This is a genomic window from Pectobacterium parmentieri (assembly GCF_001742145.1).
Classification (GTDB): domain Bacteria; phylum Pseudomonadota; class Gammaproteobacteria; order Enterobacterales; family Enterobacteriaceae; genus Pectobacterium; species Pectobacterium parmentieri.
Window position 1 is genome coordinate 2,879,379 of record NZ_CP015749.1, and the last position, 16,759, is coordinate 2,896,137.

Annotated in this window: 13 protein-coding genes; 8 read left to right on the forward strand and 5 right to left on the reverse strand. The window is 54.0% G+C overall.

The features are described from left to right. Positions 1-16 precede the first annotated feature (16 nt). From fhuB to hrpB, 5 genes are all read right to left on the reverse strand, one after another. Positions 17-2,035, reverse strand: coding sequence for a Fe(3+)-hydroxamate ABC transporter permease FhuB (gene fhuB, locus A8F97_RS13050; protein ID WP_050512620.1), 2,019 nt, complete (start codon positions 2,033-2,035; stop codon positions 17-19). Continuing rightward, positions 2,028-2,954 (reverse strand): Fe(3+)-hydroxamate ABC transporter substrate-binding protein FhuD, encoded by a 927-nt coding sequence (gene fhuD / locus A8F97_RS13055; RefSeq protein WP_033071009.1) that lies wholly within the window; start codon positions 2,952-2,954, stop codon positions 2,028-2,030. The genes fhuB and fhuD overlap by 8 nt, the downstream gene beginning before the upstream one ends. Positions 2,955-2,970: 16 nt before the next feature. Beyond that, positions 2,971-3,768: a Fe3+-hydroxamate ABC transporter ATP-binding protein FhuC gene (gene fhuC / locus A8F97_RS13060; protein ID WP_025920215.1), complete on the reverse strand. Its 798-nt coding sequence runs from the start codon at positions 3,766-3,768 to the stop codon at positions 2,971-2,973. 535 nt (positions 3,769-4,303) lie between these two features. Then, on the reverse strand, positions 4,304-6,784 hold the full coding sequence (gene mrcB, locus A8F97_RS13065; RefSeq protein WP_012822867.1) for a bifunctional glycosyl transferase/transpeptidase: 2,481 nt from the start codon (positions 6,782-6,784) through the stop codon (positions 4,304-4,306). A 102-nt stretch (positions 6,785-6,886) separates the two neighbouring features. Next, on the reverse strand, positions 6,887-9,331 hold the full coding sequence (gene hrpB / locus A8F97_RS13070; RefSeq protein WP_033071958.1) for an ATP-dependent helicase HrpB: 2,445 nt from the start codon (positions 9,329-9,331) through the stop codon (positions 6,887-6,889). A gap of 93 nt (positions 9,332-9,424) precedes the next feature. Here hrpB and thpR point away from each other — a divergent pair, with 93 nt between their 5' ends. From thpR to panC, 8 genes are all read left to right on the forward strand, one after another. After that, the gene (thpR, locus tag A8F97_RS13075) at positions 9,425-9,955 is read left to right on the forward strand and encodes an RNA 2',3'-cyclic phosphodiesterase (RefSeq protein WP_033071008.1); all 531 of its coding nucleotides are present in this window, start codon (positions 9,425-9,427) and stop codon (positions 9,953-9,955) included. Positions 9,956-10,125: 170 nt separating this feature from the next. Beyond that, positions 10,126-10,830, forward strand: a complete 705-nt coding sequence (gene sfsA / locus A8F97_RS13080) for a DNA/RNA nuclease SfsA (protein ID WP_033071007.1) — start codon at positions 10,126-10,128, stop codon at positions 10,828-10,830. 392 nt (positions 10,831-11,222) lie between these two features. Next, complete coding sequence (gene dksA, locus A8F97_RS13085) at positions 11,223-11,678, forward strand: RNA polymerase-binding protein DksA (RefSeq protein ID WP_005969032.1); 456 nt, start codon at positions 11,223-11,225, stop codon at positions 11,676-11,678. 128 nt (positions 11,679-11,806) lie between these two features. Continuing rightward, positions 11,807-12,775 (forward strand): tRNA glutamyl-Q(34) synthetase GluQRS, encoded by a 969-nt coding sequence (gene gluQRS / locus A8F97_RS13090; protein WP_025920212.1) that lies wholly within the window; start codon positions 11,807-11,809, stop codon positions 12,773-12,775. 106 nt (positions 12,776-12,881) lie between these two features. Then, a complete protein-coding gene (pcnB, locus tag A8F97_RS13095) occupies positions 12,882-14,294 on the forward strand; it encodes a polynucleotide adenylyltransferase PcnB (protein WP_102990936.1) in 1,413 nt (470 codons plus the stop codon). After that, positions 14,294-14,791 carry a 2-amino-4-hydroxy-6-hydroxymethyldihydropteridine diphosphokinase gene (gene folK, locus A8F97_RS13100; RefSeq protein ID WP_012822861.1) on the forward strand — a complete coding sequence of 166 codons (498 nt, stop codon included), beginning with the start codon at positions 14,294-14,296 and terminating at the stop codon, positions 14,789-14,791. Before pcnB ends, folK begins: the two co-directional genes overlap by 1 nt. A 116-nt stretch (positions 14,792-14,907) precedes the next feature. After that, entirely contained in the window at positions 14,908-15,702 is a 795-nt protein-coding gene (panB, locus tag A8F97_RS13105; protein ID WP_012822860.1) for a 3-methyl-2-oxobutanoate hydroxymethyltransferase, read from the forward strand. A 187-nt stretch (positions 15,703-15,889) separates the two neighbouring features. Next, a complete protein-coding gene (panC, locus tag A8F97_RS13110) occupies positions 15,890-16,744 on the forward strand; it encodes a pantoate--beta-alanine ligase (protein WP_012822859.1) in 855 nt (284 codons plus the stop codon). Positions 16,745-16,759 lie beyond the last annotated feature (15 nt).

Here is a 16,759-nt window from a genome sequence, read left to right on the forward strand (position 1 = left end):
CCCGCCGATGCTCGCATTATTTCACCTGTTTGCGTAGCAGATACACAAAGTAAGGTGCGCCAATAAATGTTGCGAGCAACCCTGCCGGGATCTGTGCCGGAAAGAGGATCATCCGACCCAACCAGTCAGCCATAACCATTAGCGCACCACCGATCAGCGCAGAGCTGGCGATTTGCGGCAACACACGGCTAAAGCCTAGCATCCGCGCCATATGCGGTGCCATGAGGCCAACAAAGCTCATCGGCCCGACCATCAGGGTTGCCATCGCGGTCAGCACCGATGCCAGCAACAAGACCAGCAGGCGGACTGGTGTGACGGCCACACCGAGCGCTCTGGCCGTTGTCGTACCCAGCGGCAGGATACGCAGCCAACGCTGGCACAGCGGGACGATCAACAGCAGCAAGACGGCAATCACCGCCGTGCGTATCGCGTCTACAGGTTCGACCGCATAGGTTGAACCTGACAGCCAGGTCAACACCGTTCCCATACGCGGATCGCCACTAGCCAACAGCAGCGCAATCACGGTGGAAAACACCATACTCAACGCGATCCCCGTCAGCAGCATTCGCTGCGTAGAGAAACCACCGCGTCCGGCGATAATCACCATAACCAACAGCGACAACGCCGCACCCGCACTACCGGCGGGAAGCAACCACACGAACGCATTGCCGGGAATGAAGAATAGTAAAATAATGACGCCAAACGATGCGCCAGAGCTAATTCCCAGCACTTCCGGGCTTCCCATCGGGTTGCCCGTCAGTTTTTGGATTAGCGTTCCCGCCACCGCCAGCATGACTCCGGCGGTTAGCGCCGCCAGAACCCGAGGCCAACGCCATGAAAGCAATTGCGCGAGTACATCACCACCGCCCCATTGCCAGCCTTCTGCATCTTTCCCCAACATCAGCGCCGTAATAACCACCATTCCCAGCAGTACAATACCAAGCACCAGCCACGTTCCCCATAGGCTGCGTTCAGCCGTCGGCGTGCTATTACTGTCGGCCATCGCGGGTTGGGTGCTATTACGCAGACGAGGCAGCAGCCACAGTAGCAGAGGCGCACCAATCAACGCCGTCGCCGCCCCCGTAGGAACTTCAAACCAGATACGGCTTAGCCAGATAACCCCCTGATCGGCAACACTCAGCAGCAGCGCACCGAGCAGCGGTGCGAATAAGAGGCGGTGAAGCAAGCGCCGTGCACCCAACATTTTCGCCAGCAGCGGCGCAAACAGGCCGATAAACCCGATAATGCCCGCCGCATTCACTAATTGGGCGCACAGAAAAATCCCCAGCCCAAGCGCACTAAAACGCGCCAGCGACAGCCCAAGCCCCAGATTACGCGCAACGCCGTCATCCAACCCCAGCAGCGTTAGCGGGCGAATCAGAAGCAGCGCCAGACAGAAACACACCACGAGACGCGGGAAAACAAATTGCACATTACTCCAGTCCTGCTGGTTCAGCACGCCACTGCTCCACAGGAACAACCCCTGGAGCCGCTCATGGTGGAAAAGCACCAGCAACTGGTTGACCGCACTACAATAGAAACTCAGCACCAGCCCTGCCAGTATCAGCGTCACTGGCGATAATCGCTTGCCCCAGGCGACACCAAACACCAGCGCGCCAACCACCAGCGCACCAATCATAGCCGCAGCTTGTTGAATCCATGCGCCACCGGGCAGCGCCCATAGCGTCACGATGGTGATCCCTAAGTGTGCGCCTGTGGCAATCCCCAAGGTTGATGGTTCGGCCAGCGGATTGCGCAAAACCTGTTGGAACAGTACGCCACACAGCCCCAGCCCCGCGCCAATCAGCGGGGCTAATACCATGCGCGGCAGTAAACTGTAGTGAAACAGCAGTTGCTGCATATCTTCTAACGCAGGCTGTGTCAGTGCCTGAAACCACAGAGATACTGGTAATTGCTGCTGCAAATTATAACTACCCATCCCCACAGTCACGAACAGCAGAAAACCAATTAAAACAATGGGAAGTACTAGCGGGTGCACGGCACGATTATGCGCGACAGACAGAGAGTTAGGCATGTTTTTTCGCCTCCAATGCCTGATTCAATACGCGGCAGAAGCGCATTGCCGAGAGCGTTCCACCATACAACCAGACGGCTGGTACGCGTTGTAAACGCTGTTGACGCACAAATGGCATAGCCTGCCAGAGCGGATTACTATCAAGCTGTGCGCTGATCGCGCTATCGCCGTGCTCGAAACAGAGCACGTTGGCATCACCAATGTTTGCCAGACTTTCAATGCCCACAATCGTGCTGCCCCAGAAGCTGGTTTCACCATGCCAGGCATTCTCTATCCCGATATGGTCCATCACTTCCTGAAACAGGCTATTCTTGCCGATCACCAGCGCATGGCGGCTATCGATCAGCGTAATGAGCAGCAGAGGCCGCTGGGTATACGGTTGAAGCGTGATTTTTTCCTGCTGGAGAAACTGCGCCAGTTCCGCCAAATGCCGTTCCCCAACGGCTTTCATATTTAGCGCATCGGCCAATTTCATTAACGAGGCCAGTGCCGACGTCAGCGGCTTTCCCTGTTCGCTGCTAAAGCTAAAGCCCAGCATCGGAGAAATACGGGACATTTTCGCTACCGAGGGACCGTAACCTTCTGAATAAATAATCATGGACGGGCGAATCTGTGCCAGCAACTCCAGATTAGGTTCGGTACGTAATCCGATATCGATCACCGACTCTGGCAGTTCCGGCTCTTTCACCCACAGATTGTAATTACGCTTATCAGCAATCGCGAGGGGGGTGAGGCCCAACGCCAGAAGCAGTTCAACAGGTAACCACTCCAATGCCACAATGCGGTTTACATCAGGAGGCGTGGCAATAGCACCTCTACTCGCCGCCGAATAAACCAGCGGCGACAGCAGTAGCGCCGTCAGTAAACGACGGCGCAGCGGGTCAGGATAATGTGGGGAAGAAAAAAATTCAGGCATCATTAGCAGGTAAACCGAGTTAACAAACGAAGCTGACCGGTGCACCACCAGCCGGATGAGGCAGAATGCCCATGGGAATGCCGTAGATATTTTCCAGCACATCCCCTTGCATTAGTGCGATAGGTTCACCCTGTGCAATCATTTTTCCGCCGCGTAGTGCCACCAAATGATCGCAGTAACGGGCAGCCATGTTGATATCGTGCAACACCGCAATGACGGTAATGCCACGTTCGCGGCTCATACGCTGGATCAGCGCCAGAACCTCAACCTGATGCGCAATATCCAGTGCGGAAGTTGGTTCATCCAACAGCAGGCAGTTGCTGTCTTGTGCCACCGTCATCGCTAACCAGGCTCGCTGCCGTTCACCGCCGGATAGGCTATCTACCAGACGGTTAGCAAACGGCTTTAATCCCACGAGTGTGATGGCTTCTTCGACCTTTTCCCGATCGGCGCTGCCGAAACGACCTAATGCGCCATGCCACGGGTAGCGCCCCACGGCAACCAGCTCCCGCACGGTCATCCCTTCAGCAGCGGGAAGCTGCTGCGGTAAATAAGCAACCTGACGGGCAAACAATTTGCTGTCCCAACTTCCGATCGCCTGTTCGCCCAACAGCGCGCTACCGCTGCTGGCGGGCTGATGGCGACCCAAAATTTTCAACAATGTCGATTTACCTGACCCATTGTGTCCGATCAGACCGCACACTTTCCCTACGGGAAACATGATCGATAACGGGTGTAGCAGCGTGCGCCCAGCGACGGAAAAGCTCACGTCGTCCAGTCTGAAGGTGGTATCAGGCAGTACAGTTTGATTTTGCATAGTGCTTTTGATTTTTAATGTCACAGACGGAAAGGGGCATAAGCAGCGATCGCTATTCCCGTAACTATCGAACCAGATCCAATAACGACCAAGCCAAAAGAGAACGATAATGATTACGATAGATAAAGGCAGCATGATAGGCGCAACGGAATGCCAATCGCAAGACTTTTACCCGTCAGCGCCAGAGTGACATGACAGGAAAAACGATATCAGGCAGGACGTGACCCTTCTCGAAAAACGGCAGGCACAAAAAATACCACCAAATTAATCCTGTTCCTTATACACAAGTCTAGAAGTATCGCGGTTTTTGCCGTGGTCAGGCGTAAAAAATTATGCTGAGGAGGTAGCTGGCTTCGGATGAGCCGCAGGACGCGGCGAAAGCTTGGGGTCACGGGGCGACGGCGTTTGAGTCGCCTCGTGTCGGGCGCGTGCTACGCGGTAGCATAAAATAACCGTATTGTAAGCGCACGAAACCGTCTCTCAGGCTGCATAAAAATATGGCTAAGAGACGGCAACCAGTTGAAGCATCGATAGATTATTGACCAAACATTTCTTTAATCCAATCAGCGACGCCTTCGCCGTTTTGCTGGTCCGGCTGCGCGGAAGGCTGCGGCTGGCTCGCCTGACACAGTGCCTGCGGATTATCCGTCCAGACTGGCAAGACGCGTCCAGCGCTGCTGCCGTTACAGATAAAGTTACCGCTGGCATCCACCGTCATCGTCGTAATGCCTTCCGGCGGCGTCAGCATCAACGGCAGCGGCGTTTGGTTTTCCAGATAGCGACGATAGATCGTCAGCGCTCCATTCGCTCCAGTCAGCTTGGCCGGGCCGTTGTTATCACGCCCCACCCAGCTAATCGCCACTTCTTTACCGTCAATCCCGGCAAACCAACTGTCGCGCAGGTCATTAGTAGTACCGGTTTTTGCCGCCAGATGATAATTCGGGAATTTCACTGCCAGCGAACGCGACGTACCGCGTTCGACTACCTGTTGCATGCCATACAGCGTCAAATAGGCGGCCTGTGCCGGAACCGCGCGTTCCGCCTGTGGGAAGCTCTGGTACAGCACCGTGCCATCTTCCGCAATCACCGAACGCAGTGAGGAAAGCGGAGCACGATTACCGCCACTGGCGATCGTCTGGTATTCCTGCGCCACTTCCATCGGTGTTAGGCTGATCGCCCCCAACAGCATCGCCGGTACAGGCTGAATCACGTTTTCGGGGATGCCTAAACGCTTCAACGTTGCCGTGACCTGATCCAGCCCTACGGCCATCCCCAGATTGACGGTCGGAACGTTCAGCGAATTTGCCAGCGCATCGACTAACATGACGCGGCCACGGAATTCACGATCGTAGTTCTTCGGCTGCCACAGTTGTCCATTAGGCTGCTTGAGCGACAGTGGTTCATCTGCCAGCAAGGTATTCAGACGATAGGTGTCCGGCTGGCTCAACGCCGCCAGGTAGGTTGGCGGCTTCGCCAGCGATCCGACAGGACGACGCGCCTGTAGCGCACGGTTAAACCCGGCATACTGCGTTTGAGCACCGCCAACCATCGCGCGGACTTCGCCACTGAAACGATCGACAATCACCATTGCCGCTTCCAGATCGCTGACGTTACGGCCTGCACGCAGTGCCGGAACGCCCACTTCTACCGCTTTTTCCGCCGCATCCTGCGAGACCGGATCAAGCGTGGTAAAAACCTTCACGCCGGAAAGATCGTTAACCTTGTCGCCAAGCCGCTGTTGTAGCTCCTGACGTACCATCTGCATAAACGCGGGCTGAGGACTGATTACGCCGCCTTTCGGCTGTACGCCCAGCGGGCGAGCACTCAGCATGTTGTACAGATCGGCATCAATCACCTGCTGATTCTGCAACAATCGCAGCACCAAATTGCGTCGTTCTAACGTAATATCTGGGTTACGCCATGGGTTGTACAGCGATGCCCCTTTCACCATCCCCACCAGCAGCGCCTGCTGATCGAGACTCAGCTCATTCACCGGACGACCAAAGTAATACAGGCTGGCAAGCGGGAAACCACGGATCTGATCATTACCGCTCTGACCGAGGTACACCTCGTTAAGATACAGTTCAAGGATACGATCCTTGCTGTAGCGATAATCCATGATCAGCGCCATATAGGCTTCGTTAGCTTTACGCCACAGCGAACGTTCGTTGGTCAGGAACAGGTTCTTCACTAACTGCTGCGTCAGCGTACTCCCGCCCTGCACTGCGCGTCCTGCGGTGATGTTCGCTAAAAACGCACGACCAATCGAGTACAGGCTGATGCCATCGTGTTCATAAAAATGGCGGTCTTCGGTCGCGACCAGCGTATCCACTAACAGATCGGGGAAACCAGCACGCGGCACAAACAGGCGCTGTTCGCCGTTCGGCGACTGCATCATAGTGATCAGTTTCGGATCGAGACGGAAGAAGCCGAAGTTACGCTGGTTGTCCAGATTCTGGATCTGTGACAAACGATCGTTGGCAAACGTCAGGCGCGCCTGAATCTGCCCTTCTTTTCCATCAGGGAAATCAAACGGGCGGCGTAGCATATCGATGCTGTTGCCACGCACGCTGAATTCACCCGGACGGGTAATGCGACTCACCTGACGGTATTGCATACCTTCCAGCAGGCTAATCATCTCTTTCTGGCTATAGGCCATGCCGGGTTCAAGATTGACCATACGGCCATAGACGGCAGCAGGTAATTGCCAGACTTTGCCTTCAATACGGCTGCGGATCTGGCTGTCGAGGTATACACCGTAGATCGCCATCGCCACGGCAAAGATCAGGAACAGTTTGATCGCCAGCCCCAGCCAGCGCCGTCTTCTCTGCGATTTCCGCGTCATGGCGTCATCGCCGTCGTAATCATCATCGTCGTCATAGTCGTCCTGATAATCGTCATAGTCATCATCATCATAGTCGTCATCCCTGCGACGTCGTATGGCCTGCTTGCGTTCAGGCTTACGTTTTGGCGCTTTCCCTTTACGTCCGATAGGTTCGCGGTCATCCCGAGACATTACAATAACTTCTCCATCAGGTTGTTCACGGCTATCAGCTCTGCGCTCAAGCCGCCTACTCTGTTTCCAGCTCCCTTTTTGGGAAAGCGGAAACGTCTGAAATTAGTGATTCTGATATTTCTTGGTACGCCTCGTCGGCGCCGTATTCGCCGGATCGTCCGGCCAGATATGTTTGGGGTAACGCCCCTTCATCTCTTTTTGCACCTCGCGGTAAGTGCCTTGCCAAAATGCGGCTAAATCCCGCGTAATCTGTAATGGACGCTGTGCTGGTGATAAAAGTTCCAGCACCAGCGCCACACGACCTTCCGCCAGCAGCGGACTCTGCTGCTCGCCGAACATTTCCTGCATCCGTACCGACAGCACTGGTGGCTTATCGTCATAATAGGCAATGGGCAAACGACTCCCGCCGGGCGCGGTGTAGTGCGTGGGTAGCGCGCTATCCAACCGCTGGCGCAGCGACCAGTCCAACAGCCGCAACAGGGCATCGCTCAAATTAATCTGGTGCAGCGCACGTAAATCGCGCACGCCAGACAGTGACGGCTGCAACCAGATCTCCAGCGTTGCCAGTAGCGTGTCGTCATCCACTTGCGGCCAGTCAACCTCAGGTAACCACTGACAAGCGCACTGTAGGCGCGCGCGTAGCTGCAACGCTGCTGCATCCCAATTTAATGCTTTAAGCCCCTGCTCCCGAATCCAGAATAGCATCGCCTGCTGTAATGCCTCATCGGAAGGCTTATTCAACGGGCACGTTCGCAGAATCAGGCAGCCTATCTGGTCGCGCTGGCTGGCGCGCAGAGTACCCTTTTCTTCATCCCAGTGCACCACGTTACGTTCATTTATTAATCCAGGTAACCGCCGTTCCAGCCGTTCAATATCCAACGGCAACGCCAGTAGGATCCGCGCGTCTGCACTCTGACTATTCTGCAATAGCGCCGGTGCCAGCAGCCATTCGTTACCTGACAACGCGTCATCCGCCGACATCATCGCGCCGCTACCGTTAGCGAGTTGGTAACGCCCATCCTGACTGCGCCGCCGGGCGATACGGTCAGGGAAAGCCTGAGCCAGCAGCCAGTCAGCTTCGCCGTCGTCAATATTCCCCGAGGTCATCGATAAACGGCGCGTCAACTGTTTTGCTCGCCGCAGCCAGTGCGGTAATGGACGATGCAGCCAGTCAGCCAGATTGATCGATCCGCTACGCGGCGGCTCTTCAAGTATCGCCGCCAGACACCCTGCGGTCGCCAACGCACCCGAACTTTGCTGTGACGCGGCATACAGCATCGTTGCCAATCGAGCATCGCTGCCGAGTGTCGCAATCTTGCGCCCCTCGGCGGTCAACCGCTCATGTTCATCAGTGATGCCAAGCTGGCGCAGCAGTTGACGAGCGGCATAAAGCGCAGGTGCTGGCGGCGTATCCAGCCAGGTTAACTGCGCCACATCGGTACAGCCCCACTGTAGTAAATCCAGCCAGACGCTGCTTAAATCACTATTCAGGATCTCGGCTTCGCTTTGTACTGCCGCACGTTCTGCCTGTTCACGAGAGCACAGATGCCAGCAAATACCGGGGCTTAAACGTCCCGCACGCCCCGCGCGCTGGACCATAGATGCCTGACTGATGCGCTGTGTCACCAGCCGGGTGACGCCGCTTTTCACATCAAAGCTGGCTACGCGTTCAAGGCCGCTGTCCACCACCAGCCGGATACCTTCAATTGTCAGACTGGTTTCCGCAATATTAGTGGCTAGCACCACCTTACGACGACCCGGCTCCGCTGGAAGAATGGCCTTTTGCTGTTCCGCCAGCGTCAATGCGCCATATAAAGGACAGAGATCCGTCTCATTCGACACGCTATTCTCCAGCAGCGCCTGCACGCGGCGAATTTCTGCGACGCCGGGCAGAAACAGCAACAGAGAGCCGTCTTCCTCACTGAGCAAACGCCGTACCTGTCGTGCAACGCCCTCTTCTAAACGTTCCTGACTATTTAGCGGTGCATAACACCGTTCTACCGGATAGCTGCGACCTTCGGAAACCACGCAGACAGCCTCCGGCAGCAGCATCGCCAGCCGTGCATTGTCGAGTGTGGCCGACATAATCAGCAGTTTTAAATCGTCACGCAGCCCTTGTTGCACATCAAGCAGCAACGCCAATGCCAAATCGGCCTGCACGCTACGCTCATGGAATTCGTCAAGGATAATCAGCGCTACGCCTTGCAATTCCGCATCCTGTTGCAGCAAGCGGGTTAGCATACCTTCAGTGACAACTTCCAGCGTCGTTGCATTGCTCACGCAGGATTCCGAGCGCATCCGATAGCCTATCGTTTGCCCCGGTTCTTCACCTAGCTGCTGTGCCAACCGCCAGGCAACACTCTTCGCCGCCAGTCGGCGCGGCTCCAGCATGATGATGCGCCCATTCAAATTGCCCTGTTGCAGTAATTGCAACGGCAGCCAGGTTGATTTCCCCGCCCCCGTTGGGGCATTGAGCAGCACCTGAGGCGCAGTATGTAGCGCCGTTATCACATCATCCAGCACGGCGCTGACGGGCGGTAAAATCACAGACATCTCCGTATAAGGTTAACTTTCAGCGGCGAGCATTGTAGCATCTGGATGAATGTAGCATCGGATGGAATCAGAACAAGAGAGAGCACCATGCCACCCACCCGCCGCCTGTTTTTTGCCTTATCACTGCCGGAATCCACACAGCAAGAGATTATCCGCTGGCGTGCCGAACACTTTCCTCTGGATGCTGGCCGTCCAATCGCCGCAGCCAATCTTCATCTGACGCTGGCGTTTTTAGGCGATGTGAGTGAGCAAAAGGCGCAGGTCTTACAGACCTTAGCAGGCCGTATCCGCCAGCCCGCGTTTACCCTCACACTGAATGATGCTGGACACTGGCCACGTCCTGGCGTTGTCTGGCTGGGCTGCCGCCGCGCGCCGCGCGGATTGCTACAGCTCGCGGAACTGTTACGCTCTCAGGCTGCACGCAACGGCTGCTATCAAACGGCATTGCCTTTTCATCCACACATAACGCTATTGCGCGGTGCCACTCGTCCCGTGGCGATTCCCCCCGCGACGTTCAGTTGGCAGGACGACATGACGCACTTTTCCCTTTATCAGTCTCTTTTCGATAACGGTAAAACACGCTATCAAAAGCTGGAAAGTTGGCCATTTATTAAATAAGAGAATAGTTAGATATACCCTAAATAATTCGAGTTGCATGACAAAACGTTAGCGTTTTGAACAGCGCCCTGCGTTGACCCTTTAGGGCAAGGCTCAGAACTGAGCCGAGTATTGCCAACGCACAAGCAGCTTGAAGTATGACGGGTATAAACGAATAAAACAGGATACCTATGGACTATACCCCACGTTTACAGCCCGCCCGGTTGATTAAACGGTACAAACGCTTTTTGGCCGATGTCGTGACGCCAGAGGGCGAAACGCTCACGCTGCACTGCGCCAACACTGGTGCAATGACAGGCTGTGCGACCCCCGGTGATACCGTCTGGTATTCAACGTCCGATAACCCTAAACGTAAGTATCCGCAAAGTTGGGAACTGACTGAAACGCAACAAAATCACTGGATTTGTGTCAATACTCTGCGTGCCAACACATTATTGTACGAAGCCTTATTAGAAAATCGCATAGAAGAGCTGGCGGGCTACTCGGACATAAAAACGGAAGTAAAATACGGTACGGAAAACAGCCGAATCGACCTGCTTTTACAGGCGACAGATAAGATTGACTGCTATATTGAGGTGAAATCCGTCACATTATTGCAACATGAATGTGGTTACTTTCCCGATGCGGTTACACTCAGAGGGCAAAAGCATCTGCGTGAACTGCAACAGATGGTTTCCAATGGAAAACGTGCCGTCCTTTTTTTCGCCGTTCTTCATTCAGGGATCCAGCAGGTTTCTCCTGCCCGGCATATTGATTCACGCTATGCAGAATTATTTATCGAAGCACAGCAGGCAGGGGTTGAAATTTTATGTTACGGCTCCACATTATGCCCTGACGGTATTAAATTGACGCACAAGCTACCGTTGTTGGGATAAAACACAAGCATTGCATAACACGCCGAACGTACCACCAAAGGCGTAACACATTGTTTATTATTTAATGTATACCCTAAATAATTCGAGTTTCAGGAAGGCGGCAAGGGAAGGAGTCCCGATGAGCTTACAGAGGTAAGTGATTCGGGTGAGTGAACGAAGCCAACGAACATGCAACTTGAAGTATGACGGGTACAAGCAGGTTGTTCCTCACACTTTATCAGGCCGGTGTCAGGAAGCATTGCCAACCCCATCTTCATCTGCTATTTATAGCGGCCTGTTTTTTCCCCCTTTGGGGGCCGATATACCCAGATAGCTGAAGTTCTGGTCAACAACGCCGCAACTTCACTGCATAAAAGGGTATTATGCGTGTCGTGTTATGTAGGAGAAGCAACATGCAAGAAGGGCAAAATCGTAAGACATCTTCTCTGAGCATTCTCGCAATTGCCGGAGTAGAGCCGTACCAAGAGAAGCCGGGCGAAGAGTATATGAACGACGCTCAGTTGGCTCATTTCAAGCGTATTCTTGAAGCATGGCGCAACCAACTCATGGATGAGGTAGATCGGACTGTATCGCACATGCGCGATGAAGCCGCCAATTTTCCCGATCCCGTGGATCGCGCGGCGCAGGAAGAAGAGTTCAGTCTCGAACTGCGTAACCGTGACCGTGAGCGTAAGCTGATCAAGAAAATCGCCAAAACCCTGGTGAAAATCGAAGATGAGGATTTCGGATTCTGTGAATCCTGTGGCGTCGAGATTGGCATCCGCCGTCTGGAAGCTCGTCCGACTGCCGATCTGTGTATCGACTGCAAAACGCTGGCAGAAATACGCGAAAAGCAAATGGCAGGATAATTATCCTGTCCAAAATCGGCTCCTGCCACTCGCAGGGGCCGTCTTCGGATAATTTACCGCTGATGAATGATATTCATCACTCTATCTTCTGTCTGAATAAAATGCTGACGAGATAGCACCAACCTATTATGTCTGGAACCGATTGTTTTACCCAAACTAATAGTTTTACCCAAATTAATCATTTTACCGAAACTCATCGTTATATCGGGCGTTTTGCCCCTTCCCCCTCTGGTGACCTGCATTTTGGCTCACTGATCGCCGCGCTGGGTAGTTATCTTCAGGCCCGTTCTCAACAAGGGCAGTGGTTGGTACGCATTGAAGACATCGATCCCCCACGGGAAATTCCCGGTGCAGCCTCTCGCATACTCGCGCAGTTAGAACACTACGGTTTGCACTGGGACGGTGATGTGGTTTACCAGTCACAGCGGCATACACGTTACCGTGAAATTCTTCAGCAGCTACAACAGCAGGGAATGAGCTATTACTGCACCTGTACGCGTAGCCGTATTCAGCAGCTAGGTGGGCACTATGATGGGTATTGCCGAACGCGCAACCTGCCCGCCGACAACGCCGCATTACGCCTACGCCAGACGACACCGGTATTGCACTTTTACGATAGATTGCGTGGCGATCTGTATGCCGATCACGCGCTCGCTCAGGAAGATTTTATTATCCACCGCCGCGACGGGCTATTTGCCTATAATCTGGCCGTGGTGATCGACGATCACGATCAGGGTATTACCGAGATCGTGCGCGGTGCCGATCTTATTGAGCCTACCGTTCGGCAGATCTCACTCTATCACCAGTTGGGTTACACGCTCCCCACCTATGTTCATCTGCCGCTGGTGCTGAATACCGAGGGAAATAAGCTTTCCAAACAAAATCACGCCCCCTCACTACCGAACGGCGATCCGCGTCCAGTGCTGCTTGCCGCACTGCAATTTTTGCATCAACCGCTGCCAGAAAACGGCCAGGATATGACGCTTTCCGCGCTTCTGGCATGGTCTGTCGCGCACTGGTCCTTGGATACCGTCCCGTTACAGGCGGCAATAAACGCGTCCGCGATCACATCAGCATTCTCAAAGGGGCATTGGTGAGCTATGATTAGCCGCTATTTTTCGTGGCGCGCCATCCTTAGCCGCCCCTTTGGGGGGCGACGCCAATGCTGTGCTGTTGATTTATCCATCACTATCGAGGTGTATTATCTTTTCCCGAGTTGCTAATTTTTGTCGTAAAGTACTGAATCGTGAGAACGAAATGGTCGAATCAGAGGAACCACGTCAGCATCTGACGGTGATCCCGCGTGACCAACATACTATTTCACGCAGTGACATCAGCGATAATGCGCTGAAAGTACTTTATCGCCTGAATAAAGCGGGCTACGAAGCTTATCTGGTTGGCGGCGGAGTACGCGATCTGCTGCTGGGCAAAAAGCCGAAGGATTTTGATATCACCACTAACGCCACGCCCGATCAGGTGCGCAAGTTGTTCCGCAACTGTCGTTTAGTTGGGCGTCGTTTCCGTCTCGCACATATCATGTTCGGGCCAGAGGTGATTGAAGTTGCCACGTTCCGTGGTCACCACGATCAGCATCAGGAGCAGCAAGAAGTCAAAAACTCTTCTCAGCAGGCTCAAAGCGGCATGCTGTTGCGCGATAACATTTTTGGTTCGGTAGAAGAAGACGCCCAACGCCGTGATTTCTCGATCAATAGCCTCTACTACAGCATTTCTGATTTCAGTGTTCGCGATTATACCAATGGCCTGAACGATCTGCGTCAGGGTGTCATTCGCATGATCGGCGATCCTGAAACGCGCTACCGAGAAGATCCCGTGCGCATGCTGCGTGCCGTTCGTTTCGCCGCCAAGTTGAACATGACCGTCAGCCCGGAAACCGCCGAACCGATTCCTCGTCTGGCCTCATTGCTGCACGATATTCCCGCCGCGCGGATGTTTGAAGAATCGCTGAAGCTGCTTCAGTCAGGCTATGGCTATCCAACCTATAAAATGCTGTGTGAATACCAACTGTTCCAGCCGCTTTTTCCGCTGCTGAGCCGTCATTTCACACCAAACGGCGATTCCACATTGGAACGCATGGTTGCTCAAGTGTTGAAAAACACCGATCAACGTTTGCAGAACGACATGCGGGTAAATCCGGCATTTTTGTTCTCTGCCATGCTGTGGTATCCGCTGATTGAACATGCGCAAAAGCTGGCTCAGGAAAGCGGTCTGGCCTACTTCGATGCATTTGCGCTGGCAATGAACGATGTACTGGACGAACAGTGCCGTTCTCTGGCGATCCCTAAGCGTATTACCTCGTTAGTCCGCGATATCTGGCAACTGCAAACGCGCCTGTCTCGTCGTCAGGGTAAGCGTGCTTATAAGCTAATGGAACATCCTAAATTCCGCGCTGCGTATGATCTGCTTTGCCTGCGTGCCGAAATTGAAAATCATCAGGAGCTGCTGCGTCTGGCTCAGTGGTGGGGAGAATTCCAGGTTGCAACACCGCCACGCCAACAAACCATGCTGAGATCGCTGGATGACGGCCCAACACCACATCGTCGCTCCCGCCCTCGTCGTCCACGTAAACCTACAACAGCACGCAGGGATCAAGCCTGATGGCACGCGTGTATCTGGCGCTGGGCAGCAATCTTGCCCAGCCTTTGCAACAGGTACGCGCCGCACTGGCTGCGCTGGATGCGATCCCACAGACTCGCGTCATTCGCTGCTCCTCGTTTTATCGTAGCCGCCCGCTCGGCCCACAGGATCAGCCGGATTATCTTAATGCCGTCGTTGAACTGGAAACTGCATTAGCCGCCGAGTCATTGCTTGATTGCACACAGGCTATTGAGCTGGAACAAGGCCGCGAACGTAAAGCGCACCGCTGGGGCCCGCGCACGTTGGATCTGGACATCCTGCTGTTCGCTGATGCCACAATCCAGACGGAACGTCTGACAGTGCCGCATTACGATATGAAGAATCGTGAATTCATGCTCTACCCGCTCGCGGAAATTGCCCCTGAGCTGACATTCCCTGACGGCGAAACGCTCGTGCAACGGCTAACCCATGTCGATCGCAACGGTCTGACATTGTGGAACGACAACAATCCCATCTGAGCTACAATAACGCCAACAGACAAGCAGATTGAAGCATGGCGGGTATATCGCTACACGTCGGCTTACATTAGAATGTTCCCCTCAATTCTTCGTCCTATTGACATAGGAAGACCGTCATGAAACCGACGACTATCTCCCACTTGCGCCAATGGAAACAAGAGCAGCGAAAATTCGCTACGATAACGGCTTACGACGCCAGCTTTTCTCGTTTATTTTTTGAACAAGGCATTCGTGTGATGCTGGTGGGTGACTCTCTGGGGATGACCGTGCAGGGGCACGATTCCACTTTGCCCGTGACCACACGCGATATCGTCTACCATACGCAGTGCGTTCGACGCGGTGCACCACTCGCGCTGGTTCTCTCCGATATGCCGTTTATGACCTATGCCACGCCAGAACAAACATTTAGCCAGGCGGCAGAACTGATGCGTGCCGGTGCGAATATGGTCAAGTTGGAAGGTGGAAGCTGGCTTGCCCCAACGGTAAAAATGCTGACTGAACGTGCGGTGCCAGTTTGCGGTCATCTGGGCCTGACGCCGCAGTCCGTTAATATCTTCGGTGGTTATAAAATTCAAGGTCGCAGCGAAACCGATGCCAACCAGTTGCTGGCTGATGCCCTCGCGCTAGAAGGCGCTGGCGCGCAACTACTTGTGCTGGAATGCGTGCCTGTCGCGCTGGCTCAACGCGTAACAGACGCGCTGTCAATTCCGGTAATCGGCATTGGCGCAGGCAACGTTACCGACGGGCAGATTCTCGTCATGCATGATGCCTTCGGCATAACCGGCGACAACACGCCTAAGTTCGCCAAGAACTTTCTGGCGCAAAGCGGTGATATTCGCGCAGCGGCACGCCTGTATGCACAGGAAGTCGAACAGGGTCTCTACCCAGCCGAAGAACATTCATTTCATTAAAAAAAGAGCATTCCGTTAATCGGACTCATGCCCTAAATAATTCGAGTTGCAGGACAAAACGTTAGCGTTTTGAACAACGCAAAGCGTTGGCCCTTTAGGACGTGGCTCACGACGGGCCGAGTATTTGAACGTAGCCAACGCACATGCAGCTTGAAGTATGACGGGTATATTTTTTAGGAGTACGAGTGTGTTAATAATCGAAACCCCTCTGCTGCTGCGCCGCGAAGTTCGTCGCTGGCATCAGGAAGGGAAACGCATTGCTTTGGTGCCCACTATGGGCAATTTGCACGACGGGCACATGACGCTGGTCGATGAAGCCAAAGCACGCGCCGATATCGTTATTGTCAGCGTTTTTGTCAATCCCATGCAGTTTGAGCGGCCAGATGATTTAGCCCGCTACCCACGGACGTTGCAGGAAGACTGCGAGAAATTGAACCGCCGTGGTGCCGATCTGGTTTTCGCACCAAGCCCGGATGTGATATACCCAAATGGGCTGGAATCGCAAACGTTTGTCGATGTGCCCGGCCTGTCCTCCATGTTGGAAGGGGCCAGCCGTCCTGGTCACTTCCGGGGCGTAGCCACCATCGTTAGCAAGCTGTTTAATCTGGTACAGCCGGATATAGCCTGCTTCGGTGAGAAGGATTACCAGCAGTTAGCGCTGATTCGGCAGCTTGCTCGCGATATGGGCTATGACATTGATATCGTCGGTGTACCTATCGTGCGCGCAAAAGACGGTTTAGCATTGAGTTCGCGTAATGGCTACCTTAGTGCGGAAGAACGCCAGTTGGCACCGACACTGTATCAGTTGATGATGACGCTTTCAGCGCAGTTGGACAATGGCGATCGCCAGATCGATACCTTGCTGGAACAAACGGCAGAAAAATTGCGCGAAGCAGGCTTTACGCCTGATGAACTGTTTATCCGCGATGCTGATACGCTACAACCGCTGAGCACTGCCAGCACGCGTGCAGTGATTTTGATGGCTGCCTGGTTAGGCAAGGCCAGATTGATTGATAACCACCAGGTCGATTTGACTGTATGAACCGAGGTAACAAAG